Here is a 25,845-nt window from a genome sequence, read left to right on the forward strand (position 1 = left end):
CACGCCGGCTCTTTCCGAAGAACCGGACCGGGTTGATTGATCTGCTCTTTTCGGGCGCACGGGTCCGTGGCGAATGCACACTTCACCGAGCGCAGGCATGAATGAATCCGGAGTACACAAAGTTGTGCACTCAAATGTGGCAGTGAGAAGCCAGTAATTAAAAGGCGTGCCCTGAAATGCAGCCGTCTTTAATGCAATACGCTACTTGGCGTGTTGCTGTGCTTGTTTTTTCAATTGGATAAATCCTTTGAAATCAACCACTAGGACGATTAGTAAGGGGCGCGTCTCTCCTGCTTGGACAGGCCGTTCGGGGTGGCCGAAGTGGCTGTCGAAGTTTAATAGGGCAGGCGGTGGATACCGGCCTGTTGTCATCTGTAAGTCATCTCTCACGTGACGCGCTCGAGAATCGTTACGGGTGCTATGAGCGACGGGCGCCGGTAGAAGTTCCGGGGTGGGTTTCGTTGGATGAAAGATTTCTAAATATTTTTTCAGCGGAAAAGTACTTTCAATTTGATGGCATCCACGCGTGCCATGCCGATATATAAAGGGCGGAAATGGGGTGAGATATTTTTTTGCCAGTATCGGAAAAATATTTTCAAAATTCGTCAAAAAATTACGAACGGTCTTATGGCGTTTAGAGATAACGGCAGGCTTGACTTTATTTTGGCGCCAACTATTTGGCTTTTTGTGTAGGCGTTTGCCTTCTCCCATGGACTACAAAAGCGAGGTGGAGATAACCACCTTGTTTGTAAGGTTTATGGCCTTGACGCCGTTAACTCTTGGGAGAGGCATACGCAGCGGCCCGAACCGATGGATCGGAAGGGCCGACCGGCTTGGGCTATGACCCGCTGCCTCTCGCGCCCTTCGCACCCGACAAGCGAAGGCGCCGCGGGCCAGCGTTGGGCTGGTCTGTTTCATCTCAAGCACAAGGAAGAAAGCATGCCGCTGAAAATGACTTCGCTTATTACCCTCGCCACCGTTGCATTGCTTGCCGCTGGTGTGGCGCAGGCCGGTCCACCGGTTCAAATAACGTTCAAGAACCTGAGTTCGGATACGGCCGTTCTTCAGCTCGTCACCTCCAATGAGTCCAGCACCTACCAGGTTGCCGATCCGAAGCCTGCGCAGCAGGTGGATGCGGGTACGAGTAGAGCGTTCGGCGTGCAACGCGTCATCAGCCCGGATGTTAACGCTGCCATGGTGCGTTACAACGTAGGGCGGAAAGTATGTGCTTTTAGTACCACTTTCCAGATGAGGATGATGCCGGGTGGAATAAAGAAGCCTGAGTGGAGCAAATCCGCCACACCGAGTGGTGGGGCGGCTTGTACCGCCACGATTACTTCGATAGGCGCCGACAATTCCTGGCGCGCCGAATTCACGATGAAGTGACGGTAAACGCATTGAGCAATTCTTCGCGTCGTCACCTGAACGTGGCGGTGTGTTTCGTGATTCGAATCGTCGCGCTGCGCGCGGCGATTCGTGCTGGGAAACGATGCTATGTATATAAAAACTCAGAGCGGTATTTTATCGGCTCCGGCCACTCGACTAGCGCCCGCTGAGTCGGATCTCGCCGCACGCTCGCTGCTGGATGAAGTTGATGCTTGTGTGGAGCCTGTTGAACAACTGTCGTCCCTTGCCAAGGCACTGAGCGATGCCGCTCAACGCGCGGCTGTGCGGGATGGCGCCATGAGCCGAGGCGAATTGGCGAAATTGGCCATGTCGATCAGAGACCGGATCAATGGCGGCAGTTATGCCTTCAGCCGAGAAGTCTATGACGCCCAGATTCCTGAGTCCGACGATCTTGAGCGATTGGAGAGGGCGCGGCAGGCCACGGACTTTTTGCACGCAAGGGCGCCAAACCCCTTCGCGGGCATGAGCCAGGAGCAGTTGAGTTTGATCGCCTATGACGAAGGCGGCGTATTTACTGTCAATGAGCGCAGGGCGGCGTTGCTCGAGTCGAATCGGCAGGATAACGAGTGGGCGTCGATGATCAGCGAAAAAATGTGGAATGAACACCAGAGGACCGGCAAGACCGTGGAAGGCCTCAAGGAGATCCTGCAGTACTACCGTTCGCTCCCGCCCATCATGGAAGCGCAGTATGGCAATTACGAAGCGGAGATCTTCACTCAGATCGCGCTTCAAGCGCTTCAGGACGTTGAGTGGCCTGAGTTCAACACTTCTCTGATCGACATGATGGCGAACGAATGGAAGTCCGGCGAGGAGCTGTTGGACTCCGCCAAGGCCATTCCCCCCACCGATCGCGACCCGGAAGGCAACGCCGGATGATCCCTAGCGTCTCGCTGCAGCACGTCACCCGAAACCTGGGTGGTCATGCCGTGCTGGCCGATGTCTCGCTGTCCATTCCGTCGGGCCAGACCTGCGCCATCACCGGCCCTTCCGGCGCGGGCAAGAGCACGCTGCTCAACCTGATCGGCCTGCTCGACCAACCCTGCCAGGGGCGGCTGCTGCTCGATGGGCGCGACATGACAGGGGCCAGCGCCGCGCAGCGCGCGGTCATGCGCAATGGCTGCCTGGGCTTCGTGTTCCAGGGCTTCAACCTGCTGCCGCGCCTGTCTGCGCTGGACAACGTCGCCTTGCCGCTGTGCTACCGGGGCGTCGACCCGGCCGAGGCCCGGCGCGCGGCGCGGCACCAACTCGCGGCCGTGGGGCTGGAAGCGCGCCAGGCCCAGCGCCCGGCCGAACTCTCCGGCGGCCAGCGCCAGCGCGTGGCGATCGCCCGTGCCCTGGTCACCGCGCCACGGCTGCTGCTGGCCGACGAGCCGACCGGCAACCTCGATGGCGCGACTGCCGCCGATATCCTGCAATTGCTCCAGCGTCTGAACCGGGAACAGGGCGTCACCGTGGTCATGGTCACCCACGACCCGGCCATGGCCCGGCGCATGGACAGGCGTATCCAGGTGCGTGACGGGCGGGTCAGCGATGTCGACTGAGCGCTACGGCCCACGTTGGCGCCAGCGCCTGGCCGAAAGCCTGGCCAGCCTGCGCCTGTTGGGGCGTCGCGCCTGGCTGGCGTTGCTGGGCATCGCGGTGGGCTGTGCGGCGGTGGTGGCACTGCTCACGATTGGCCACAGTGCGGCGATGCAAGCGCGACAGCTGTTCCAGGGCATGGGCAGCGAGCTGATGGTGGCCAACCTCACGGCGACGCCAGAGGGCCAGGGGTATTCCGCGACGATGCCGGCGCTGTCGTCTGTTCCGCCACCGGTTCGCCTGGCGGCGCCGCTGGCCATGGCGGCGGCCGATGTCAGCCTGGGTCGGCGCAGTGTGTCGGTGATGGTGGCGGGGAGTACGGTGGCGCTGGCCGAGGTGCTTGGGCTGGAGGCGGCGCAGGGGCGTTTGTTGTCCGTGCATGACGAGGGCAGCCCCCACGTGCTGCTTGGCGCGCAATTGGCGACGCGGCTGGGCGCGCAGGTCGCGGATCGCCTGCAGGTGGGGCGTTACCTGTTCCAGGTGGTGGGGCTGCTGGCCCCGCAAAGCTACAACCCGATGCTGCCGGTGGCTTTGGACGACGCGCTGTTGATGCCGCTGCCCGGCCTGCGGCGCTTGTCCTCCTCGGCGCAGCCCAGCGTGGTGCTCGCCCTGGGGCGGGATGCGGCGGCGATGCCCTGGGCCGCCGCCCTGCTGGAAGACTTTCTGCGGTCACGCTTGCCGGGCGTGCAGGTCGAGGTGCTGGTACCTCGGCAATTGCTGGACGGCATGGCCTATCAGTCGCGGCTGTTCACCTCGTTGCTGGCTGGGCTGGGCGGCATCGCCCTGTTGGTTGGCGGTGTCGGGGTGATGAACGTGATGCTGATGAACGTTGCCGAGCGGCGTCGCGAGATCGGTGTGCGCATGGCCTTGGGTGCGCGCCCCTGCGACATTGCCTGGGCGTTCCTGCTCGAAGCCGTGCTCTTGGCGGTCTGCGGCGCACTGCTGGGGGCGCTGCTGGGATTGCTGGCGGCCTGGGGGTTTATCTGGATGTCCGCATGGCCATTCCACCTGGACCCGTGGGCACTGCCGCTGGGGATGGGCAGCGCCCTGTGCATCGGCGTGTTCTTCGGCCTGCAACCGGCGTTGTCGGCCGCCCGCCTGCAACCGGTGGTGGCGCTGCGTGACGACTAGGCGCCGGTGGGTCGCAGGTTGGCTGTTCGCACCGCTGTCTTGCCTGGCCGGGCAGGACCTGGCGCCAGCGCGGCCGAGCCTCGATGCCGGCGTTTCTGCCAGGGCGTTCGCGGCGTCCCAGGCGCCGGAGGTGGCGCTCGAGCTGGCCGATGTCATCGCCCTGGCATTGCGTGACAACCGCGCTATCCGCAGTGCCTACCTCGAACGGGTCGCCCAGAAGTTCGACCTGCGGCTCGCGCGTGATCGCTTCGCCCCCCAGCTCACCCTCAAGGCGCGCTACCTGGGCAACCGCAACCACGACGACCGTTACCGCCACGCCGAACTCGCGCCCGGCGCGAGCCTGCTCACTGCCTATGGCACCCGCCTGAGCCTGGCCTGGGCCTATGACCATACCCGCGCCGACACCGCCGGCCCACGCTTTCGCGATGGCGCCGACCTGATGATCCGCCAACCGCTGCTGCGCGGGGCGGGGCCGGAGGTCGCGACAGCGCCCCTGCGTCTGGCGCAACTGACGGAGCAGACCAACCGCTTGGCGCTCAAGGACGCTGTGGCGCAGACCATCACCCAGGTCATTGGCCTGTATCGCGAGCTGCTGCGCGCCCAGGAGCAATTGCGCATCAGCCGCGATGCGCTGCGGCGTTCGCAGCGGCTGCTCGAGGTCAACCGATCGCTGATCGCCGCCGGGCGCATGGCGGCTTTCGAGATCGTCCAGGCCGAGGCCCAGGTAGCCAACCAGGAGTTGGCCCTGGAGGGCAGTCGCGACCGCTTGCACGCCAGCCGCCTGTCGCTGCTGCAGGCGCTGGCGCTGGACCTGGCCACGCCGTTGCGCGCCAGTGAGCGGCCCCAGGCGCTGCGCTTGCAGGTGAGCGCCGAACAGGCCCAGGCGCGCGCCGAGGTCTTGCAACCGGCGTACCTGATGCAGTTGATCGCCAGCCAGCAGGCCGATATCGACCTGCGCCTGGCGCATGACCAACAGCGCTGGGACCTGTCGCTGGTCGCCGGTGCCAGCCAGGCCCATGAGCGCCCGGGCGACAACCGGGCCTGGGAGCATTACCTGGGCCTGGAACTGGAGATCCCCATTGGCGACCTGAGCCGGCGGCAGTCGCTGGTGCGTGCCCAGGTCATGCAGGCCACCCAGCAATTGCGCTTGGCCGAGTCCCGGCAGCAACTGCGTCGGGAGGTGACCGATGCGGTGCGTGACATCGAGGTGCGCTGGCGCCAGTACGAGATTGCCGGGCGTGCGCTGGAGCTGTCGCGGCGCACCTTGCAGATCGAGCAGGAGAAACTGGCGCTCGGTCGCTCCAGCAACTTTCAGGTGTTGAGCTTCGAGAGCGACCTACGCCATGCGCAAAGCGCGCAGCTGGACGCGCTGATCGCCTATCTGCAGGCCCAGGCGGCGCTGGACCTGACCTTGGGGGTCACCCTGGAGCGTTGGGCGGTGGCGCTCAATGACTAGGCGCGGGGCACTGGCCGGGGCGCTGCTGGCGCTTGCCGGGGCGTCGCTGTCGTGGTGGTTCTGGCGGGCGCCTGAGGCGGTGCCGGCGCAAGCCCGCTGGCTGTCCGTGGCGCCTGGGCCGCTCGACCGCCAGTTGGGCCTGGTGGGGCGTATCGAGGCCATGCGCCAGGTCACGCTCGCTGCGCCATTCGAGGGCGTGGTCACGGCGCTGCCGGTACGCGACGGCGAACGGGTGCGCGCAGGCCAAGCGTTGCTCGTGCTCGATACCGCGCAGTTGGATATCCAGCTGCGTCAGGCCGAAGCCGAGCGGCTCAAGGCCAGCGCCGTGCTGCATGAGCTGCGCGGGTGGGCGACGGGCCCCGAGGTGGCGCGGGCCCGGCGTGCGCGGCTGGCGGCCAGGCACAGTGCGGCGGTTACCGAGGCCTCGCTGGCCGATACCCGGCGGTTGTTCAAGCGAGGCATCGTCGCTCGCCTGGAGGTGGAGGCGCTGGAGCAGCAGCTACGTGCCCAGCGGCAGGACCTGGCCAGTGCCGAGGATGAGCTGCGCCAGACCCTGGCCCGTGGGCAGGGCGAGCAGGTGGTGATCGCCGAGATGGAAGCGACCAATGCCCAGGCACGCCATGCGGCGTTGCTGGCACTGCGTGCGCGCCAGGTCGTGCTGGCGCCGTTCGCCGGCCTGGTGCTCAAGCCGGCGAGCCAGGCGCAGGGGCGACAGCAGCCGGTACAGGTGGGGGAAGCGGTAGGCCAGGGCATGCCGTTGCTGGAATTGCTGGACCTTGGCCAACTGCGGGTAGTGGCGGCGGTGGAGCAGATGGACCTGGCTGCGTTGCGCGAAGGAATGGCGGTACAGGTCAGCGGCGAAGGGTTCGCCGGGCAGGTGCTGCACGGGCGGGTCGAGGCGCTTGGGCTCCAGGCCAGGGAAGCGCAAGGCCAGGGGGCGTGGTTCGACCTGTTGGTCGCGCTCGACACCGACCCGGCGCCCCTGGGGCTTGGCGTGCGGCTGGGGATGAGCGTACAGGTGACAGTGTCGCTGGAGGGGGATCGACAGGCGCTGGTGCTGCCGCTCGAGGCCTTGCGCAGCGATGCGCAGGGTGGTCGGTACGTGGTGTTTCGTGCGGACGGGGAGCAGGCCGCGCGGTCAGTCCCGGTGGTGGTCGGGCAGGCCGTGCTGCAAGGCGTGGAGGTGCAGGGGCTCGAGGCAGGGCAGGTGTTGTTGCCTTGAGGGGCCAGCCGTGGCGGCCCCTCGCGGGGTCAGCCTTCAGCGTGATCGCGCAGGAACACCAGGTGGTCCGGCTTGGATTGCTCGGCACTGTAGTAGTAGCCCTGCACGTCGAACTGCTTGAGCCGCTCTGGCTCGCTGATTCGCTCCTGGATCACGAAGCGGCTCATCAGGCCGCGGGCCTTCTTGGCATAGAAGCTGATGATCTTGTACTGGCCGTTCTTCAGGTCCTTGAAGTCGACGTCGATCACCCGAGCCTTCAGCGCACTCTTCTTGACCGCGCTGAAGTACTCGTTGCTGGCCAGGTTCAGCAGCAGGTCGTCGCCTTGGTCGGCCAGCGCCTGGTTCAGCCACTCGCTGATGCGTGTGCCCCAGAAGGCATACAGGTCCTTGCCACGGGCGTTGGCCAGCTTGGTGCCCATTTCCAAACGGTAGGGCTGCATCAGGTCCAGCGGGCGCAGCAGGCCGTAAAGGCCGGAGAGCATGCGCAGGTGGTCCTGGGCGTAGCTGAAGTCGTCCTCGGACAGGCTTTCGGCATCCAGCCCGGTGTACACGTCGCCCTTGAACGCCAGCAGCGCCTGCTTGGCGTTGGCCGGGGTGAAATCTGGCGTCCAGCTGCCGAAGCGCGCGGCGTTCAGGCCGGCGAGCTTGTCGGACAGGTGCATCAGCTCGGCGATCTGCGCCGGTGACAGTTCGCGCAATTGGGTGATCAGCACCTGGGAGTCGTCCAGATACTGCGGCTGGGTGAACCGTGGGGTTACCGGCGGGGTGTCGTAGTCGAGGGTCTTGGCGGGGGAAATCACCGTCAGCATCGGGTCGGCTCCTGGAATCGTAGGGGGGATTCTACGGGGCGCGGGGGCCGAGGCCAAACTATGGCGACGATAGCCCCAGGGCATCGGCTATAGTGCGCGTCTGTTCATCCGGAGAACCGCCCGTGCGCATTGCCCTCGCCCTGCTGGCCGGCCTGTTCGGTCTCGCCGCCCAGGCCGCACCGCCCGCCAACGCCAGCCTCGACCGCAGCCTGTGGCCGGAGCAGCTGGACAGCCCGGCGCTGTTCGACGTGGCCTCGCGGGCCGAGATCCTGTCGTTCGCCCAGGTGCTGCATGAAAGCGAGATGCTCGATGAGCGGGCACTGGCGGCGCGGCTGCAGTTGCGCCAGGTCAACCTGGCCGTGGTGCGCGCGGTGCGGGCGCGCATGTGGCAGCGGTTGTGGGAAGGCTACCAGCAGGCGCAGCTCAGCTGCGAGGAGGACGCATCGTTCTGCTACCCGCTGGAGTCGATGGCTGAATTGCGCGCGCGGGCAGCCACGTTCGCGACCGATGTCGGCACGTTCTATACCGGTTGGCTTGAGCCCAGCCACCAGTTCCATGTGCGTTACCTGGACGAGCAACTGCGCAAGGCGGCGCTGTCGCCGCAGACCAGCAGCGAGGTCGAGCGCCTGTCCAGTCGCGAACGCAATGGCGATGAACTGAACGACCGCATGTTCCTGCTGACCTTCGCCGGTGGCCCCGCTGGCGACAGCACCGCGGGCCTGGCCGACTATCTGCGCCGACAGAAGCTTGCCGGCACTTTCTTCGTGCTCGGCGCGCGTTTGCAGCAGCGGCGTGATGCCGGGCGGCTGGATGAGCTGTATGGCGGGCAGTGCGTGGGGATCCAGGGTTGGGAGTACCGCTCCCACGCGCAGTGGCAGGGTTGGCAGGACTCGTTGCGGCGCAGCCAGGCGCTGGTGCAGGCGGCGTTGCCGGAACAGTACGTGCCGCTGTTCCGCCCACCCTACGGCCAGCGGCGCGCCGACGGCGAGGCGTTCATGGCCGCGCAGGGCTTGCAGGTGGCGCTCTGGGACATCGATGCCCAGGACGACGGCACGCTCAGTGCCGAGCAGTCGGCCCAGCGCGTGCTGACCCTGATGCTGCTGTGGCGCAAGGGGGTGATCCAGTTCCACGACGCCGTGCCCAAGGCGCAGCCCGCGGTGGAGTGGCTGTTGCAGCACACCGCGCAGAGTGGGATCGGTTGGGAAGATTGCCGGGAATATGCGCACCCCTTGTAGAGAAAACCTGGGGTCCAATACTGACTGTAGACCCCCATTCCCCCCACGCCAACCCCTGTTCGTCATTCGGAAAAATAAACTTCACCCAAGCGTAAAAAGACTTTTTTCCGTCACGGTTTTTGCGGTATGAAGAAGCCAGACAGCCGATTCCTGCAGCACAGGTGGCGTCATCCAGGCCCTCCTTGCCAGGTGCGCTCCCCGCCCGTAACAACGCGGATACGGGGAGAACGGCGGTCACTCTGCGGCGCAGCGGTACGCGTCGCGTGGCTTTCACATAAGGTGACCGAGTATGGATGACCAAGGACGCAACCCTTCCTCCAACCAGCCAATCCTGTATGTGCTCGATACCAACGTCCTGATTCACGACCCCAACGCTTTGCTCAACTTCGAGGAGCACCACGTCGCCATACCGATGACGGTGCTGGAGGAACTCGACAAGCTCAAGACCGGTAAACACACCATCGCCGCCGAATGCCGCCAGGCCATCCGCCTGATCGACCAGACCCTCGGTGATGCCTCGCCCAGCGACGTCGAGCAGGGCGTGCCGATCCAGCGTGGCAAGAGCGGGCCCAAGGGGTTCCTGTCCATCCTCATGAGCACGCGCAACGAACCCAACCGCGTGCTACCGGAAAACCTCGCCGACAACATCATCATCAACCAGTTGCTGGACCTGCGCGCCAAGCGCCCTGACCTGGACGTCGTGCTGGTCACCAAGGACATCAACATGCGCCTGAAGGCGCGCGCCTGTGGCATCGCGGCGGAAGACTACAGCACCGACCAGTTGGTCGATGACGTGTCGCTGCTTTCCAAGGGCTACCACTCGGTGACTGGTTCGTTCTGGGACCGCGTGAGCAAGGTCGACACCCGCCAGGAGCGCGGGCGTACCTGGCACCGGGTGCAACTGACCGACAACCTGCCGGCGGTCCACGTCAACGAGTTCATCATCGATGAGCAGGGTTTCGTTGGCTGGATCAAGGGCATCCGCAACGACGAGCTGCTGTTGCTCGACCTGCACCAGGAGCCGCTGCTGCACCAGGAAGCCTGGGGCTTGAAACCGCGTGACATCCACCAGAGCCTGGCGCTGTTCGCCTTGCTCGACCCGGACATCCACCTGGTCAACCTGACCGGCGCGGCGGGCTCGGGCAAGACCATCCTGGCGCTGGCCGCGGCCATCGAGCAGACCATGGTCAGCAAGCGCTACCGGCGCATCATCGCCACCCGCAGCGTGCAGGGGCTGGACCAGGAGATCGGCTTCCTGCCAGGCACCGAGGCGGAGAAGATGGAGCCCTGGCTGGGCGCCATCACCGACAACCTCGAAGCCTTGCACATGGATGACGAAAGCACCCATGGCAGCGTCGAATACATCCTCGAAAGAGTGCCGTTGCAGTTCAAGTCGCTGAACTACATTCGCGGTCGCAGCTTCCAGCAGAGCCTGATCCTGATCGACGAGTGCCAGAACCTCACCCCGCACCAGATGAAGACCATCATCACCCGTGCCGGGTCGGGGTCCAAGGTGGTCTGCCTGGGCAACCTGGCGCAGATCGACACCCCCTACCTGTCCGCCACCAGCTCGGGCCTGACCTACCTCACCGAGCGGTTCAAGGACTTCCCCCATGGCGTGCACATCACCCTGCAGGGTGTGCCGCGCTCGGTGCTGGCCGAGTACGCCGAGTCTCATCTGTAACCGCGTCGGCCCTATCGCGGGGCCAGCCCACTCCTACAGGAATCCCCCTGTGGAAGCGGGCTGGCCCCGCGATTATTTTCGCTACGGAAACCTGACCCACAGGTTTACACTCATGGCTCCCTTCCCAGGAGCAACGCAGTGCTGACTCATCTCGATTCCCAGGGGCGCGCCAACATGGTCGACGTCACCGAAAAGGCCGTGACCGCGCGCGAGGCGGTGGCCGAGGCGCGGGTGCGCATGTTGCCGCAGACCTTGCGGATGATCGTCGAGGGCGAACATCCCAAGGGCGACGTGTTCGCCGTGGCGCGCATCGCCGGCATCCAGGCGGCGAAGAAGACCAGCGACCTGATCCCCCTGTGCCACCCGCTGATGCTCACCAGCGTCAAGGTCGAGCTCGCTGGCGAGGGCGAGGACGTGGTGCGCATCGTCGCCCGCTGCAAACTGGCCGGGCAGACCGGGGTGGAGATGGAGGCGCTGACCGCCGCCAGCGTCGCGGCGTTGACGATCTACGACATGTGCAAGGCGGTGGACAAGGGCATGGTCATCGAGCAGGTGCGCCTGCTGGAGAAGACCGGTGGCAAGAGCGGCGATTTCAAGGCGGGTGCGCAATGAAGGTGAAGGTGGTGTATTTCGCCCGTTACCGGGAGCTGCTGGGCTGTGACGAAGAGCCGCTGCATGGCGCCTTCGCCACTGTCGATGATGTGCGCCAGGCCCTGGTGGCCAAGGGCGAGCCCTATGCGCTGCTGGCCGAGCAGAAGCTGATGTGCGCGCGCAACCAGGACCTTTGCCGTCTCGACGAGCCGGTGGAGGAGGGTGACGAGGTGGCGTTCTTCCCACCGGTGACCGGAGGTTGAGCATGGGCGTTCGCGTTCAGCAGCAGGCGTTCGATCCGGGCGCAGAGGTCAATGCGATGCACGCGGCCAATGTCGGTGTGGGCGCGGTGGTCGGCTTCGTCGGCTACGTGCGTGATTTCAACGACGGGCGCGAGGTGGCGGGGATGTTTCTGGAGCATTACCCGGGCATGACCGAGAAGGCCCTGGCGAAGATCGTGGTCGAGGCCGAGCAGCGCTGGCCCTTGCTCAAGGTCGAGGTGCTGCACCGTATCGGTGCGCTGGAGCCGGGCGAGCCGATCGTGTTCGTCGGCGTGGCCAGCGCGCACCGGCAGGCGGCGTTCGATGCCTGCAATTTCATCATGGATTACTTGAAGACCCGGGCGCCATTCTGGAAGAAGGAGAACACCCAGGAAGGGCCGCGCTGGGTGGAAGGCAAGCAGAGCGACCAGGACGCGGCGGGGCGCTGGTAGGCCGACGGGGGATGGCCGGGGCGAGGCCCCGGATCGCGGGGCGGCCCCTCACACCTCAGTGATGCTTGCGCGGCACCGGCTTCAACAGTTCATCCGGCGGCATCTCGCACTTGATCTTGCGCCCCAGCAGTTCCTCGATCGCCGGCAACTGGTACGAGTCGTCCTCGCCGGCAAAGCTGATCGACACCCCGCTGCTGCCCGCCCGGCCCGTGCGGCCGATACGGTGCACGTAGTCGTCCGGGTCTTCCGGCAGGGTGAAGTTGATCACATGGCTGATGCCATCGATATGGATGCCGCGGCCCGCCACGTCGGTGGCCACCAGCACGGTGATGCGCCCCTCGCGGAAGTTCTCCAAGGTGCGGATGCGCTTGTGCTGCGGCACGTCACCCGACAGCTGGGCGGCGTTGATGCCGTCGCGCACCAGTTTCTCCTCGATGCGCCGCACCTCGTCCTTGCGGTTGGCGAAGACCATCACCCGTTCCCATTTGTTCTGGGTCACCAGGTTGTACAGCAGCTTGTACTTGTCGCTGCCGGCCACGGCGTAGACATGCTGCTCGACCGTCTCGCTGGCCACGTTCTCCGGCTCGATCTCGACGATCGCCGGGTTGGTGGTCCACTGCTTGGCCAGGTTCATCACGTCTTCGGTGAAGGTGGCGGAGAACAGCAGGGTCTGGCGCTCGCTCTTCGGTGGCGTCTGGCGAATGATCTGCCGCACTTGCGGGATGAAGCCCATGTCGAGCATGCGGTCGGCTTCGTCCAGCACCAGCACCTCGACCATGTCCAGGTGCACCTCGCCGCGCTGGTGGAAGTCCAGCAGGCGCCCCGGGGTGGCGACCAGGATGTCGCAGTGGCGGGTTTCCAGGGCCTTGAGCTGCTTGTCGAAGTCCATGCCGCCGACGAAGCTCATGACATTCAGGCCGCTGTACTTGGTCAGGGCCATGGCGTCCTTGGCGATCTGCACCACCAGCTCGCGCGTGGGGGCGATGATCAGCGCCCGCGGCTCGCCCATGTAGCGCTCCTTGGGCGGCGGTACCTGCTGCAGCTGGGAAATGATCGAGATCAGGAACGCCGCGGTCTTGCCGGTGCCGGTCTGGGCCCGGCCGATGGCGTCCTGGCCACGCAGGGTGTGGCCCAGCACCTGGGCCTGGATCGGCGTGCAGTAGGGGAAACCGAGGTCCTGGATGGCGTGCATCAGCTCGTTGGAGAGCTTGAAGTCGTGGAAACGGGTCTTGCCTTCCTGGGGCTCGACCACGAAGTCTTCCGGCTTCCACAGGCTGGCCTGGGGCTTGGGCTTGCGTTCGCGACGCGGTTTGTCCTTGGCCGGTTGTTCGGCGCGCGGCTGGGCCGGGGCTTCGGCTTCGGCGGCAGGCGCGGGCTTGGGTTTGCGAGGCGGCCGGGCCTCGGACGGTGCCGGCACGGGGGCCGGCGCGGGGGCAATCACAGGGGCTGCGGGCTCGACGGCCTGAGGCGCGGCGTCTGCCTTGCCGAATATTTTCTTGAGTGCCTTGAGCACGATCGTCTCGTCAACTGGTTAAGGAATGTACGCCGGGCAGTGTAAAGCAAGATTCGGGCGCGGCGTAGTGCACTGTTCCGACAACTACAGCGAAACCCGCCACTAGCGCAGGTGGCGAACCAGCCAGTTGTAGATGTCGTTGATCTCCTGGGGCACCACCTCGTGCTCCATCGGGTATTCCTCCCAGGCCGCTTCCACGCCCCACTGTTTCAAGTGCTCGAACGCGGTGCGGCCCATCGCTGGGATCACCACCGGGTCGTGCACGCCGTGCAGGCACAGGGCAGGGGTGCGTTGCTGGCAGGCGCTGAGCTGGTGGCCTGGGTTGAAGGTCGGGGCGTAGGTCGACAGGGCCAGCACGCCGCCCAGGGCCTCTTGCCACTTTATATAGGCAGTGTGCAGCACCACCGCGCCGCCTTGGGAGAAGCCTGCCAGGAAGACCCGCGCCAGGTCGATGCCTTTGGCCCGCTCGGCCTCGATCAGCGCCACCACCTGCTCGGCGGACTCCTCCAGCTGAGCCTCGTCGATGGCCCGCGCCGGGGTCATGGCCTTGATGTCGTACCAACTGGGCATGGCGTAGCCGCCGTTGATCGTTACCGCGCGGGTGGGCGCCTGTGGCATGACGAAACGGGTACTGAGCAAGTGTTCCTGAAGTGCCTCGGCCACCGGTAGGAAGTCGTAACGGTCGGCGCCCAGGCCGTGCAACCAGATCACACAGGCGTCAGCGGTGTTCTGGGGTTCGAGAATCAGCGGGTTGCTCATGACTGCTCCGAAAAGGTGCGCGCGGAATAAAGGCGTGCGTTAAAAGAAGGCGATGGCAGGGTAATGCCACAAGAAGATGTCGCAACTCTACAACTTTACCTACTTGACGAATGCTTTAACGCTGTAGCCAGCGACTGTGGTACGCGCTTTGCTATGTGTCCAATCAGGCGAAGGGGCAAGCCCCGACGGTAACACCCTTCGTTGACCAGTAAGGCTGTCATAGAACAGCTCATTGCGCCAATTGACCCAAAAACAAGCCAACAAGGGTCGGATGCGCCTCATAAGGGTGCGGTGCAATTCCGGCTCGGTACAACAAGAGCGATTTGGAGGTTGTTGATGAAGATGTTGAAAACCACCCTGGCGGTGCTGACCGCTGCCGCCGCACTGGGCACCGTAGGTGTCGCACAGGCCGGCGCTACGCTTGATGCGGTGCAGAAGAAAGGATTCGTCCAGTGTGGCGTGAGTGACGGCTTGCCGGGCTTCTCCGTACCGGACGCCAAAGGCAACATCGTCGGCATCGACGCCGATGTCTGCCGTGCGGTCGCCGCCGCCGTGTTCGGCGATGCCACCAAGGTCAAGTTCAGCCAGCTGAACGCCAAGGAGCGCTTCACCGCGCTGCAGTCCGGCGAAGTCGACGTGCTGTCGCGTAACACCACCTGGACCAGCTCGCGTGACTCCGGCATGGGCCTGGTGTTCGCCGGCGTCACCTACTACGACGGCATCGGCTTCCTGGCCAACAAGAAGCTGGGCGTTTCCAGCGCCAAGGAGCTCGATGGCGCGACCATCTGCATCCAGGCCGGCACCACCACCGAGCTGAACGTCTCCGACTACTTCCGCGCCAACGGCCTGAAGTACACCCCGATCACCTTCGACACCTCCGACGAGAGCGCCAAGTCACTGGAGTCCGGCCGTTGCGACGTGCTGACCTCCGACAAGTCGCAGCTGTTCGCCCAGCGCTCCAAGCTGGCCGCGCCGACCGAGTACGTCGTACTGCCTGAAACCATCTCCAAGGAGCCTCTGGGCCCAGTGGTGCGCAAGGGTGACGAGGAGTGGTTCAGCATCGTCAAGTGGACCCTGTACGCCATGCTCAACGCCGAAGAGGCTGGCATCACCTCGAAGAACGTCGAGGCCGAAGCCAAGTCGACCAAGAACCCGGACGTCGCGCGTCTGCTGGGTGCCGACGGTGAATACGGCAAGGACCTGAAGCTGCCGAAGGACTGGGTGGTGCAGATCGTCAAGCAGGTCGGCAACTACGGTGAAGTGTTCGAGAAGAACCTCGGCAAGAGCACCCCGCTGCAGATCGACCGTGGCCTGAACGCCCTGTGGAACAACGGCGGCATCCAGTACGCACCGCCAGTGCGCTGATGCTTGCCCCCCGCGGCGGCATGCCGCCGCCGCGGGTCGTTCGAATCCCTTTTTTCCGGGGCACTTCATGCAAAATCAAATCGGCGCACGCAAAGGGTATTCCCTGAGCGATCCACGTGTGCGCGCGTGGTTGTTCCAGATCATCACGGTGGTCTTCGTGGTCGGCCTGGGCTGGTACCTGTTCCACAACACCCAGACCAACCTGCAACACCGGGGCATCACCTCCGGCTTCGACTTCCTCGAACGCAGCGCGGGCTTCGGCATCGCCCAGCACCTGATTCCCTACGTGGAATCGGACACCTACGCGCGGGTGTTCGTGATCGGCTTGCTCAACACCTTGCTGGTGACCTTCATCGGCATCGTCCTGGCGACCCTGCTCGGCTTCATCATCGGCGTGGCCCGGCTGTCGTCCAACTGGATGATCAACAAGCTGGCGACCGTGTACGTGGAGACCTTCCGCAACATTCCGCCACTGCTGCAAATCCTGTTCTGGTACTTCGCGGTGTTCCTGACCCTGCCCGGCCCACGGGGCAGCATCAACCTCGACGACACCTTCTTCATCAGCAACCGCGGCCTGAACATGCCCGGCGCCATCATTGCCGAAGGCTTCTGGCCGTTCGTGGCGGCCCTGGCGCTGGCGATCGGCGGCATCGTGCTGATGGTGCGCTTCGCCAACAAGCGCTTCGAGGAAACCGGCCAACCGTTCCACAAGTTCTGGGTGGGCCTGGCGATGTTCATTGGCATTCCCGGCGTCTGCGCGCTGCTGTTCGGCAGCCCGGTGCACTGGGAGGTGCCGCAGCTCAAGGGCTTCAACTTCGTCGGTGGCTGGGTGCTGATTCCCGAGCTGCTGGCCCTGACCCTGGCGCTGACCATCTACACGGCGGCGTTCATCGCCGAGATCGTGCGCTCGGGCATCAAGTCGGTGAGCCACGGCCAGACCGAAGCGGCCCGCTCGCTGGGCCTGCGCGAAGGCCCGACCCTGCGCAAGGTCATCATCCCCCAGGCCTTGCGGGTGATCATTCCGCCGCTGACCAGCCAATACCTGAACCTGGCGAAGAACTCCTCCCTGGCGGCCGGTATCGGCTACCCGGAAATGGTCTCGCTGTTCGCCGGTACCGTGCTCAACCAGACCGGCCAGGCCATCGAGGTGATCGCCATCACCATGAGTGTTTATCTCGCGATCAGCATCAGCATTTCCCTGCTGATGAACTGGTACAACAAGCGCATCGCGCTGATCGAGCGGTGAGGATTCGCGCATGACGTCCCATGTTTTCAAACCCGACATGCCGCCACCGGTGAAGACCGTTGGCGTGATCGCCTGGATGCGGGCGAACCTGTTCTCCAGCTGGCTCAACACCCTGTTGACGCTGTTCGCCCTGTACCTGGTGTGGCTGATCGTGCCGCCGCTGCTGCAATGGTCGATCTTCGACGCCAACTGGGTCGGCACCACCCGCGCCGACTGCACCAAGGACGGCGCTTGCTGGGTGTTCATCCAGCAGCGTTTCGGCCAGTTCATGTACGGCTACTACCCTAGCGAGCTGCGCTGGCGCGTGGACCTGACCGTGTGGCTCGCCGTGCTCGGCGCCGCGCCGTTGTTCATCAACCGCTTCCCGCGCAAGGCCGTGTACGGCCTGGGCTTCCTGGTGCTGTACCCGATCCTCGCCTACACCCTGCTGCACGGCGGCTACCTGGGCCTGGCCACGGTGCCGACCAGCCAGTGGGGCGGCCTGATGCTGACCCTGGTGATCGCCACCGTGGGCATCGTCGGCGCCTTGCCGCTGGGCATCCTGCTGGCGCTGGGGCGGCGTTCGAACATGCCGGCGGTGAAGGTGGTCTGCGTGACCTTCATCGAGTTCTGGCGTGGCGTGCCGCTGATCACCGTGCTGTTCATGTCCTCGGTGATGCTGCCGTTGTTCCTGCCCGAGGGCATGAGCTTCGACAAACTGTTGCGGGCGATGATCGGCGTGATCCTGTTCCAGTCGGCGTACATCGCCGAGGTGGTCCGTGGTGGCCTGCAGGCCATCCCCAAGGGCCAGTACGAAGCCGCCGCGGCCATGGGCCTGGGCTACTGGCGCGCGATGGGCCTGGTGATCCTGCCCCAGGCGCTGAAGCTGGTGATCCCCGGCATCGTCAACACCTTCATCGCGCTGTTCAAGGACACCAGCCTGGTGATCATCATCGGCCTGTTCGACCTGCTCAACAGCGTCAAGCAAGCCGCTGCCGACCCCAACTGGCTGGGCATGGCGACCGAGGGCTACGTGTTCGCCGCCCTGGTGTTCTGGATTTTCTGTTTCGGTATGTCCCGCTACTCCATGCACCTGGAGCGCAAGCTGGACACTGGCCACAAGCGTTAGGAGTTTCGAAATGAGTGAAGCGATCAAGCAGCCTGCCGGCCCCGAAGGCATCATCCAGATGCAGGGTGTGAACAAGTGGTACGGCCAGTTCCATGTGCTCAAGGACATCAACCTGAACGTGCGCCAAGGCGAGCGTATCGTGCTGTGCGGCCCTTCGGGCTCGGGCAAGTCGACCACCATCCGCTGCCTCAACCGCCTGGAGGAACACCAGCAGGGGCGCATCGTCGTCGATGGCGTGGAACTGACCAACGACCTCAAGCAGATCGAGGCGATCCGCCGCGAAGTGGGCATGGTGTTCCAGCACTTCAACCTGTTCCCGCACCTGACCATCCTGGAGAACTGCACCCTGGCGCCAATGTGGGTGCGCAAGATGCCCAAGCGCAAGGCCGAGGAAATCGCCATGCACTTCCTGGAGCGCGTGCGCATTCCGGAGCAGGCGCACAAGTACCCGGGGCAATTGTCCGGTGGTCAGCAACAGCGGGTGGCGATTGCCCGGGCGCTGTGCATGAAGCCGAAGATCATGCTGTTCGACGAGCCGACCTCGGCGCTGGACCCGGAGATGGTCAAGGAAGTGCTCGACACCATGGTGAGCCTGGCCGAAGACGGCATGACCATGCTGTGCGTGACCCACGAAATGGGCTTTGCCCGCACCGTGGCGAACCGGGTGATCTTCATGGACAAGGGCGAGATCGTCGAGCAGGCCTCGCCGGATGACTTCTTCGACCGGCCGCGCAGCGACCGGACCAAGTTGTTCCTGAGCCAGATCCTGCACTAAGGCTGAAAGCATCGCGGGGCAAGCCCGCACCTACAGGCTCGGCGCTGTTATGAACACGGCGCTGAACCTGGAGGAGCGGGCTTGCCCCGCGATTGCGTCAGGGAAGGCAACAATGCTGAGCGTGCCGACCCCGGTTTACTTCTCTTCTTTGGCCGTGACCGGCGCTGGCGGCGGGCGCAGCCCCACCTCGGCGATCAGCTTCAACTGCTGACCATTGCGCATCACCTCGATCGCCACCTTCTCGGTGGGTTTGATCCGCGCCACCTGGTTCATCGAGCGACGTCCATCACCGGCCGGTTCGCCATTGATGCTCATGATCACGTCGCCCAACTGCAACCCTGCGCGCTGCGCTGGGCCGTCGCGGAACACGCCGGCCACGACGATGCCCGGGCGCCCCTGCATGCCGAACGAATCCGCCAGCTCCTGGCTCAGCGGCTGTACTTCGATGCCCAGCCAGCCACGGATCACCTGGCCATGCTCGACGATCGACTTCATCACTTCCAGCGCCAGCTTCACCGGGATGGCGAAGCCGATGCCCTGGGAACCGCCGGATTTGGAGAAGATCGCGGTGTTGATGCCGATCAGGTTGCCATTGGCATCGACCAGCGCGCCGCCGGAGTTGCCGGGGTTGATCGCGGCATCGGTCTGGATGAAGTCTTCGTAGTTGTTCAGGCCCAACTGGTTGCGGCCGGTGGCGCTGATGATGCCCATGGTCACGGTCTGGCCGACGCCGAAGGGGTTGCCGATGGCCAGGGCGACGTCGCCGATGTGGATGGTGTCGGAGCGGCCAATGGTGATCGCCGGCAGGTTCTTCAGGTCGATCTTCAGCACCGCCAGGTCGGTTTCCGGGTCGCTGCCGATCACCCGTGCCAGGGTCTCGCGACCATCCTTGAGCGCCACGACGATCTGGTCGGCACCGCTGGTGACGTGGTTGTTGGTCAGCAGGTAGCCTTCCGGGCTCATGATCACCGCCGAGCCCAGGCTCGATTCCCAGCGCCGCTGCTTGGGCAGGTTGTCGCCGAAGAAGCGACGGAACTGCGGGTCTTCGAACAGCGGGTGGGCGCTCTTGTTCACCACCTTGGTGGTGTACAGGTTGGCCACTGCGGGCGCGGCGAGGGTCACGGCGTCGGCGTAGGACACCGGGCCCTGCATGATCCGCGTGGTCTGCGGTGCCTGCTGCAGGTTGACGTCCTGGCTGGGCAGGCCGACCCATTCAGGGAAGCGCTGGATGACCAGCAGAGCGATCAGTACGCCGGTAAGCAGGGGCCAGCCAAAGTAACGCAGAACCTTGAGCATCGAACGAATCCTGGGAATAGGGCGGGGGTCGTGTGGTGCAGGGCGCGAGCGCGCGCGATCATACACCTGAACAGGCGTGGTGTCCGCTTCGCGCGCCCCACAACCTTGCGCCGGTTCCCCCGAACCCGGCGACAGCCCATAATGGCGCTCATTATACGGGCCCTTGAGCCCCCGCAAGCGCCGATTTCGAGGAGATTTTCAATGGCCGTCGCCCTGAGCACCCTGGTCGAGGAAGCCGAGCGCTACTTGGCCAGCGCCAAGATCCAGGATTACTGCCCCAACGGCCTGCAGGTCGAGGGCCGTCCGCAGGTCAGCCGCATCGTCAGCGGCGTCACCGCCAGCCAGGCGCTGCTGGATGCCGCGGTCGAGGCCGACGCCGACCTGGTGCTGGTGCACCATGGCTATTTCTGGAAGGGCGAGAACCCGTGCATCACGGGCATCAAGCAGCGGCGCATCAAGACCCTGCTCAAGCACGACATCAGCCTGCTGGCGTTCCACTTGCCGTTGGACGTGCACCCGGAAGTGGGTAACAACGTGCAACTGGCGCGCCAACTGGAGATCACCGTCGAAGGCCCGCTCGACCCGGACAACCCGCGGGTGGTGGGGTTGATCGGCTCGTTGGCCGAGCCGATGTCGGCCAGCGACTTCGCCCGCCGTGTGCGCGAGGTGATGGGGCGCGAGCCGCTGGTGGTGGAAGGCGAGGGGATGATCCGCCGGGTCGGCTGGTGCACCGGCGGTGGGCAGGGCTACATCGATAATGCCATCGCGGCGGGGGTCGACCTGTTCATCAGTGGCGAGGCGTCGGAACAGACGTTCCACAGCGCGCGGGAGAACGGCGTGAGCTTCATCGCCGCCGGGCATCACGCCACCGAGCGGTATGGCGTGCAGGCGCTGGGCGACTACCTGGCCAAGCGGTTCGCCCTGGAACACCTGTTCATCGATTGCCCTAACCCGATTTAGTCAGGCGTGGCCCCATCGCGGGGCAAGCCCCCGCAGGTACGGCGCCGTTCCCAGGGCCGGATCGGTACCTGTGGAAGCGGGCTTGCCCCGCGATGGGGCCCTCAAACCCGCAGTCATATCATTAGACCGTTTCGATCTAGCCGCCCTCCTAAATAGAATCAGGCGCTGTGATAAAGTGGCTCGCTCGAACACGGCCCGCTGGCCGTCCATAAGATCGTTTTTCGTGAGTAGCCATGGTCGACAAACTGACGCACTTGAAACAGCTGGAGGCGGAGAGTATCCACATCATCCGCGAGGTGGCCGCCGAGTTCGACAACCCGGTGATGCTGTACTCGATCGGCAAGGACTCCGCCGTGATGCTGCACCTGGCGCGCAAGGCCTTCTTCCCAGGCAAGCTGCCGTTCCCGGTGATGCACGTCGACACCCAGTGGAAATTCCAGGAGATGTACCGCTTCCGCGACAAGATGGTCGAGGAAATGGGCCTGGAACTGATCACCCACGTCAACCCCGAAGGGGTGGCCCAGGGCATCAACCCGTTCACCCATGGCAGCTCCAAGCACACCGACATCATGAAGACCCAGGGCCTTAAGCAGGCGTTGGACAAGCATGGCTTCGACGCCGCCTTCGGTGGCGCGCGCCGCGATGAAGAGAAGTCCCGCGCCAAGGAGCGCGTCTACTCGTTCCGCGACAGCAAGCACCGCTGGGACCCGAAGAACCAGCGCCCCGAGCTGTGGAACGTCTACAACGGCAAGGTCAACAAGGGCGAGTCGATCCGCGTCTTCCCGCTGTCGAACTGGACCGAGCTGGACATCTGGCAGTACATCTACCTCGAAGGCATCCCGATCGTGCCGCTGTACTTCGCTGCCGAGCGCGAAGTCATCGAGAAGAACGGCACCCTGATCATGATCGACGACGCGCGCATCCTCGAGCACCTCAGCGACGAGGAGAAGGCGCGCATCGTCAAGAAGAAGGTGCGTTTCCGTACCCTGGGCTGCTACCCGTTGACGGGCGCTGTGGAGTCCGAAGCCGAAACGCTGACCGACATCATTCAGGAAATGCTTCTGACGCGTACTTCCGAGCGTCAGGGCCGAGTCATCGACCACGATGGCGCCGGTTCCATGGAAGACAAGAAACGTCAGGGCTACTTCTAACTTCAGGGTTACTCCATGTCGCACCAATCCGATTTGATCAGCGAAGACATCCTCGCTTATCTGGCTCAGCACGAGCGCAAAGAACTGCTGCGTTTCCTCACCTGCGGCAACGTGGATGACGGCAAGAGCACCCTGATCGGGCGCCTGCTGCACGACTCGAAGATGATCTACGAGGACCACCTCGAGGCCATCACCCGCGACTCGAAAAAGGTCGGCACCACCGGCGAGGAAGTCGACCTGGCGCTGCTGGTCGACGGCCTGCAGGCCGAGCGCGAGCAGGGCATCACCATCGATGTCGCCTACCGCTATTTCTCCACCGCCAAGCGCAAGTTCATCATCGCCGACACCCCGGGCCACGAGCAGTACACCCGCAACATGGCCACCGGCGCCTCGACCTGCGACCTGGCGATCATCCTGGTCGACGCCCGCTACGGCGTGCAGACCCAGACCCGCCGGCACAGCTACATCGCCTCGCTGCTGGGCATCAAGCACATCGTCGTCGCGGTCAACAAGATGGACCTCAAGGGCTTCGACGAGCAGGTCTTCGAGTCGATCAAGGCCGACTACCTGAAGTTCGCCGATGCCATCGACCTCAAGCCGTCGAGCCTGCACTTCGTGCCCATGTCGGCGCTCAAGGGCGACAACGTGGTCAACCGCAGCGAGCGTTCACCGTGGTACACGGGCCCGGCGTTGATGGAAATCCTCGAAACCGTGGAAGTGGCCGGCGACCGCAACTTCACCGACCTGCGCTTCCCGGTGCAGTACGTCAACCGCCCGAACCTGAACTTCCGCGGCTTCGCCGGCACTATCGCCAGCGGCGTGGTGCACAAGGGCGATGAGGTCGTGGTGCTGCCTTCGGGCAAGAGCAGCCGGGTCAAGTCGATCGTCACCTATGAGGGCGAGCTGGAAAACGCCGGCCCCGGCCAGGCGGTGACCCTGACCATGGAGGACGAGATCGACATCTCGCGTGGCGACCTGCTGGTGCATGCCGACAACGTTCCGCAGGTCGCCGACCAGTTCGACGCCATGCTGGTGTGGATGGCCGAGGAGCCGATGCTCCCGGGCAAGAAATACGACATCAAGCGCGCCACCAGCTACGTGCCGGGCTCGATCGCCAGCATCACCCACAAGGTCGATGTGAACACCCTGGAGCAGGGCGCCGCCAGCGCGCTGCAACTGAACGAGATCGGTCGCGTCAAGGTCGCCCTGGACGCCGCCATCGCCCTGGACGGCTATGACAGCAACCGCACCACCGGTGCGTTCATCGTCATCGACCGCCTGACCAACGGCACCGTCGGCGCCGGCATGATCATCGCCCCGCCGGTGCTGCCGCACGGCGGGACTGGCCAGCATGGCAAGCTGGCCCATGTGTCCACCGAGGAGCGCGCCCTGCGCTTCGGCCAGCAGCCGGCCACCGTGCTGTTCAGCGGCCTGTCGGGCGCGGGCAAGAGCACCCTGGCCTATGCCGTGGAGCGCAAGCTGTTCGACATGGGCCGTGCGGTGTACGTGCTCGATGGCCAGAACCTGCGCCACGACCTGAACAAGGGCCTGCCCCAGGACCGCGCCGGTCGCACCGAGAACTGGCGTCGCGCCGCCCATGTGGCGCGCCAGTTCAACGAAGCCGGCCTGCTGACCCTGGCGGCCTTCGTCGCCCCGGATGCCGAAGGCCGCGAACAGGCCAAGGCGCTGATCGGCAAGGAGCGCCTGGTCACGGTGTACGTCCAGGCTTCGCCACTGGCTTGCCGCGAGCGTGACCCGCAGGGCCTGTATGCCGCCGGTGGCGACAACATCCCGGGCGAGAGCTTCCCATATGACGTGCCGCTGGATGCGGACCTGGTGATCGATACCCAGTCGGTCAGCGTCGATGAAGGTGTGAAGCAGGTGCTGGATGTGCTGCGTCAGCGTGGCGCGATCTGACCTTTAACGCGCGATGAAAAGCCCCGCTTCGGCGGGGTTTTTCTTTTTTGCCGGGGCCGCTGTGCGGCCCATCGCGGGCTTGCCCCGCGATGGCTTGGAATGCTTACGCATCGCCACCTAGATATGCTTCTCCCCCACCGGAATCACCCGCCGCTCCTTGACCGCCTTGTACGAAAAACTCGAATAGATCTCCTTCACCCCTGGCAATGTTTGCAGCACCTCGCGGGCGAACTCGCCGAACGACTCCAGGTCGCGCGCCAAGATCTCCAGCAGGAAGTCATAGCGCCCGGAGATGTTGTGACAGGCGACGATCTCGGGAATCTCCATCAGCCGCTGCTCGAACGCCCGCGCCGCGTCCTTGTTGTGCGACTCCATCATGATGCTGACGAACGCCGTCACGCCGAACCCCAGCGACTTCGGTGAAAGGGTGGCCTGGTAGCCGGTGATGTAGCCGCCTTCCTCCAGCAATTTCACCCGCCGCCAGCACGGCGAGGTGGTCAGGGCGACCTGGTCGGCGAGTTCGGCGACGGTCAGGCGGGCATTGTCCTGCAGGGCGGCAAGCAGGGCGCGGTCGGTACGGTCGAGGGGCGTTGGCATGGTTTGCCCTTTGGCAGGTGGCGTTGTTGTTTTTGTTCCAAAACGGCGCCAGAACCTGGGTCAATTTGGAAAAAATTCAGGCGCGCTCAGGCATAAGCTTAGAACAAACAACAAGGAGGCTGTTGTCATGCGTGGCGCCAACGACAAGACCGGTTTTTCCACCCGGGCCATCCACCACGGCTACGACCCGCAGTCCCATGGCGGGGCGCTGGTGCCGCCGGTGTACCAGACCGCCACCTACGCCTTCCCCACGGTCGAGTACGGTGCCGCGTGTTTCGCCGGGGAGGCGGGAGGGCACTTCTACAGCCGCATCTCCAACCCGACCCTGGCCCTGCTGGAGCAACGCATGGCCGCGCTGGAAGGCGGTGAGGCGGGGTTGGCCCTGGCCTCGGGCATGGGTGCGATCACCTCGACACTGTGGACCCTACTACGCCCAGGCGATGAGCTGATCGTCGGCGACACCCTGTACGGCTGCACCTTCGCCTACCTGCACCACGGCATCGGCGAGTTCGGTGTGAAAGTGCGCCACGTCGACCTCAACGACCTGGCGGCGCTCAAGGCGGCGATCGGCAAGAAGACCCGGATGATCTACTTCGAAAGCCCGGCCAACCCCAACATGCACCTGGTCGACATCGCCGCCGTGGCCGGTGTGGCCCGTGGGCACGACCTGCACATCGTGGTCGACAACACCTACTGCACCCCCTACCTGCAACGCCCGCTGGAGCTGGGCGCCGACCTGGTGGTGCATTCGGCGACCAAGTACCTGAGTGGCCATGGCGATATCACGGCGGGGTTGGTGGTCGGGCGCAAGGCGTTGGTCGAGCGCATTCGCCTGGAAGGGCTGAAGGACATGACCGGCGCGGTGCTTTCGCCGCACGATGCGTCGCTGCTGATGCGCGGCATCAAGACCCTGGCGCTGCGCATGGACCGGCACTGCGCCAATGCCCAGCAGGTGGCGCAGTACCTGGCGCGCCAGGCGCAGGTGGAGGTCATTCACTACCCAGGGTTGCCGTCGTTCCCGCAGTACGCATTGGCGCAACGGCAGATGCGTTTGCCCGGCGGCATGATCGCCTTCGAGCTCAAGGGCGGCATCCAGGCCGGGCGGCGCTTCATGAATGCCTTGCAGCTGTTCAGCCGGGCGGTGAGCCTGGGGGATGCCGAGTCGCTGGCGCAACACCCGGCGAGCATGACTCATTCGAGCTATACGCCCGAGGAGCGGGCGCAGCATGGGATTTCCGAGGGGTTGGTGCGGTTGTCGGTGGGGCTGGAGGATGTCGATGACCTGCTGGCGGATGTGGCGCAGGCGTTGGCGGCCTGTGCCTGAGTCGCGCAG

At 64.7% G+C, this 25,845-nt stretch carries 25 protein-coding genes; 19 read left to right on the top strand and 6 right to left on the bottom strand.

Features of this window, described 5'->3' with window-relative positions; translation table 11 throughout:
* Nucleotides 1–201 precede the first annotated feature (201 nt).
* Nucleotides 202–711, bottom strand: coding sequence for a hypothetical protein (locus tag P0Y43_RS08030; protein WP_275636770.1), 510 nt, complete (start codon nucleotides 709–711; stop codon nucleotides 202–204).
* Between the two features lie 228 nt (nucleotides 712–939).
* On the opposite strand from P0Y43_RS08030, the gene P0Y43_RS08035 reads away from it, so the two are divergent.
* The 6 genes from P0Y43_RS08035 to P0Y43_RS08060 all read left to right on the top strand — a co-directional run bounded on the left by P0Y43_RS08035 (nucleotide 940) and on the right by P0Y43_RS08060 (nucleotide 6,794).
* Nucleotides 940–1,386, top strand: coding sequence for a hypothetical protein (locus P0Y43_RS08035; RefSeq protein WP_275636771.1), 447 nt, complete (start codon nucleotides 940–942; stop codon nucleotides 1,384–1,386).
* A 108-nt stretch (nucleotides 1,387–1,494) separates the two neighbouring features.
* Nucleotides 1,495–2,283: a hypothetical protein gene (locus P0Y43_RS08040; protein ID WP_275636772.1), complete on the top strand. Its 789-nt coding sequence runs from the start codon at nucleotides 1,495–1,497 to the stop codon at nucleotides 2,281–2,283.
* Nucleotides 2,280–2,948, top strand: a complete 669-nt coding sequence (locus P0Y43_RS08045; protein ID WP_275636773.1) for an ABC transporter ATP-binding protein — start codon at nucleotides 2,280–2,282, stop codon at nucleotides 2,946–2,948. Before P0Y43_RS08040 ends, P0Y43_RS08045 begins: the two co-directional genes overlap by 4 nt.
* Nucleotides 2,938–4,116, top strand: coding sequence for an ABC transporter permease (locus P0Y43_RS08050; protein WP_275636774.1), 1,179 nt, complete (start codon nucleotides 2,938–2,940; stop codon nucleotides 4,114–4,116). Before P0Y43_RS08045 ends, P0Y43_RS08050 begins: the two co-directional genes overlap by 11 nt.
* Nucleotides 4,106–5,572 carry a TolC family protein gene (locus P0Y43_RS08055; protein ID WP_275636775.1) on the top strand — a complete coding sequence of 489 codons (1,467 nt, stop codon included), beginning with the start codon at nucleotides 4,106–4,108 and terminating at the stop codon, nucleotides 5,570–5,572. The genes P0Y43_RS08050 and P0Y43_RS08055 overlap by 11 nt, the downstream gene beginning before the upstream one ends.
* The gene (locus P0Y43_RS08060) at nucleotides 5,565–6,794 is read left to right on the top strand and encodes an efflux RND transporter periplasmic adaptor subunit (protein WP_275636776.1); all 1,230 of its coding nucleotides are present in this window, start codon (nucleotides 5,565–5,567) and stop codon (nucleotides 6,792–6,794) included. Before P0Y43_RS08055 ends, P0Y43_RS08060 begins: the two co-directional genes overlap by 8 nt.
* Before the next feature lie 29 nt (nucleotides 6,795–6,823).
* On the opposite strand, the gene yaaA is transcribed toward P0Y43_RS08060, so the two are convergent.
* A complete protein-coding gene (yaaA, locus tag P0Y43_RS08065; RefSeq protein ID WP_275636777.1) occupies nucleotides 6,824–7,603 on the bottom strand; it encodes a peroxide stress protein YaaA in 780 nt (259 codons plus the stop codon).
* A gap of 122 nt (nucleotides 7,604–7,725) precedes the next feature.
* Here yaaA and P0Y43_RS08070 point away from each other — a divergent pair, with 122 nt between their 5' ends.
* The 5 genes from P0Y43_RS08070 to moaE all read left to right on the top strand — a co-directional run bounded on the left by P0Y43_RS08070 (nucleotide 7,726) and on the right by moaE (nucleotide 11,825).
* The gene (locus P0Y43_RS08070) at nucleotides 7,726–8,838 is read left to right on the top strand and encodes a polysaccharide deacetylase family protein (RefSeq protein WP_275636778.1); all 1,113 of its coding nucleotides are present in this window, start codon (nucleotides 7,726–7,728) and stop codon (nucleotides 8,836–8,838) included.
* 289 nt (nucleotides 8,839–9,127) lie between these two features.
* A complete protein-coding gene (locus P0Y43_RS08075; protein WP_275636779.1) occupies nucleotides 9,128–10,522 on the top strand; it encodes a PhoH family protein in 1,395 nt (464 codons plus the stop codon).
* A 138-nt stretch (nucleotides 10,523–10,660) separates the two neighbouring features.
* A complete protein-coding gene (moaC, locus tag P0Y43_RS08080) occupies nucleotides 10,661–11,134 on the top strand; it encodes a cyclic pyranopterin monophosphate synthase MoaC (RefSeq protein WP_275636780.1) in 474 nt (157 codons plus the stop codon).
* Nucleotides 11,131–11,376, top strand: a complete 246-nt coding sequence (gene moaD / locus P0Y43_RS08085; RefSeq protein ID WP_275636781.1) for a molybdopterin converting factor subunit 1 — start codon at nucleotides 11,131–11,133, stop codon at nucleotides 11,374–11,376. The genes moaC and moaD overlap by 4 nt, the downstream gene beginning before the upstream one ends.
* A 2-nt stretch (nucleotides 11,377–11,378) precedes the next feature.
* Nucleotides 11,379–11,825: a molybdopterin synthase catalytic subunit MoaE gene (gene moaE / locus P0Y43_RS08090; protein WP_275636782.1), complete on the top strand. Its 447-nt coding sequence runs from the start codon at nucleotides 11,379–11,381 to the stop codon at nucleotides 11,823–11,825.
* Between the two features lie 55 nt (nucleotides 11,826–11,880).
* Here moaE and rhlB read toward each other — a convergent pair whose 3' ends face one another.
* Together rhlB and P0Y43_RS08100 are read right to left on the bottom strand one after the other, a co-directional pair.
* Nucleotides 11,881–13,338, bottom strand: coding sequence for an ATP-dependent RNA helicase RhlB (rhlB, locus tag P0Y43_RS08095; protein WP_275636784.1), 1,458 nt, complete (start codon nucleotides 13,336–13,338; stop codon nucleotides 11,881–11,883).
* A 102-nt stretch (nucleotides 13,339–13,440) separates the two neighbouring features.
* Nucleotides 13,441–14,097 (bottom strand): alpha/beta hydrolase, encoded by a 657-nt coding sequence (locus P0Y43_RS08100; protein ID WP_275636785.1) that lies wholly within the window; start codon nucleotides 14,095–14,097, stop codon nucleotides 13,441–13,443.
* Between the two features lie 336 nt (nucleotides 14,098–14,433).
* On the opposite strand from P0Y43_RS08100, the gene P0Y43_RS08105 reads away from it, so the two are divergent.
* The 4 genes from P0Y43_RS08105 to P0Y43_RS08120 all read left to right on the top strand — a co-directional run bounded on the left by P0Y43_RS08105 (nucleotide 14,434) and on the right by P0Y43_RS08120 (nucleotide 18,591).
* Nucleotides 14,434–15,462, top strand: a complete 1,029-nt coding sequence (locus P0Y43_RS08105) for an amino acid ABC transporter substrate-binding protein (protein ID WP_275636786.1) — start codon at nucleotides 14,434–14,436, stop codon at nucleotides 15,460–15,462.
* Between the two features lie 67 nt (nucleotides 15,463–15,529).
* Entirely contained in the window at nucleotides 15,530–16,708 is a 1,179-nt protein-coding gene (locus P0Y43_RS08110) for an amino acid ABC transporter permease (RefSeq protein WP_275636787.1), read from the top strand.
* Nucleotides 16,709–16,718: 10 nt separating this feature from the next.
* The gene (locus P0Y43_RS08115; protein ID WP_275636788.1) at nucleotides 16,719–17,816 is read left to right on the top strand and encodes an amino acid ABC transporter permease; all 1,098 of its coding nucleotides are present in this window, start codon (nucleotides 16,719–16,721) and stop codon (nucleotides 17,814–17,816) included.
* 10 nt (nucleotides 17,817–17,826) lie between these two features.
* Nucleotides 17,827–18,591: an amino acid ABC transporter ATP-binding protein gene (locus P0Y43_RS08120; protein WP_275636789.1), complete on the top strand. Its 765-nt coding sequence runs from the start codon at nucleotides 17,827–17,829 to the stop codon at nucleotides 18,589–18,591.
* 135 nt (nucleotides 18,592–18,726) lie between these two features.
* Here the strand turns inward: P0Y43_RS08120 and algW are convergent, their stop codons facing one another.
* Entirely contained in the window at nucleotides 18,727–19,887 is a 1,161-nt protein-coding gene (gene algW, locus P0Y43_RS08125) for a Do family serine endopeptidase AlgW (RefSeq protein ID WP_275636790.1), read from the bottom strand.
* 201 nt (nucleotides 19,888–20,088) lie between these two features.
* Between algW and P0Y43_RS08130 the strand changes: the two genes are divergently transcribed.
* The 3 genes from P0Y43_RS08130 to cysN all read left to right on the top strand — a co-directional run bounded on the left by P0Y43_RS08130 (nucleotide 20,089) and on the right by cysN (nucleotide 23,915).
* Nucleotides 20,089–20,847, top strand: coding sequence for a Nif3-like dinuclear metal center hexameric protein (locus P0Y43_RS08130; RefSeq protein ID WP_275636791.1), 759 nt, complete (start codon nucleotides 20,089–20,091; stop codon nucleotides 20,845–20,847).
* A 233-nt stretch (nucleotides 20,848–21,080) separates the two neighbouring features.
* A complete protein-coding gene (gene cysD, locus P0Y43_RS08135; protein WP_275636792.1) occupies nucleotides 21,081–21,998 on the top strand; it encodes a sulfate adenylyltransferase subunit CysD in 918 nt (305 codons plus the stop codon).
* Nucleotides 21,999–22,013: 15 nt separating this feature from the next.
* Entirely contained in the window at nucleotides 22,014–23,915 is a 1,902-nt protein-coding gene (cysN, locus tag P0Y43_RS08140) for a sulfate adenylyltransferase subunit CysN (RefSeq protein WP_275636793.1), read from the top strand.
* A gap of 117 nt (nucleotides 23,916–24,032) precedes the next feature.
* On the opposite strand, the gene P0Y43_RS08145 is transcribed toward cysN, so the two are convergent.
* Nucleotides 24,033–24,512, bottom strand: a complete 480-nt coding sequence (locus tag P0Y43_RS08145; protein ID WP_275636794.1) for an Lrp/AsnC family transcriptional regulator — start codon at nucleotides 24,510–24,512, stop codon at nucleotides 24,033–24,035.
* A 127-nt stretch (nucleotides 24,513–24,639) separates the two neighbouring features.
* Between P0Y43_RS08145 and P0Y43_RS08150 the strand changes: the two genes are divergently transcribed.
* The gene (locus tag P0Y43_RS08150) at nucleotides 24,640–25,836 is read left to right on the top strand and encodes a methionine gamma-lyase (RefSeq protein ID WP_275636795.1); all 1,197 of its coding nucleotides are present in this window, start codon (nucleotides 24,640–24,642) and stop codon (nucleotides 25,834–25,836) included.
* The last annotated feature ends 9 nt before the right edge of the window (nucleotides 25,837–25,845 follow it).

The organism is Pseudomonas entomophila (assembly GCF_029193575.1).
GTDB lineage: Bacteria > Pseudomonadota > Gammaproteobacteria > Pseudomonadales > Pseudomonadaceae > Aquipseudomonas > Aquipseudomonas entomophila_G.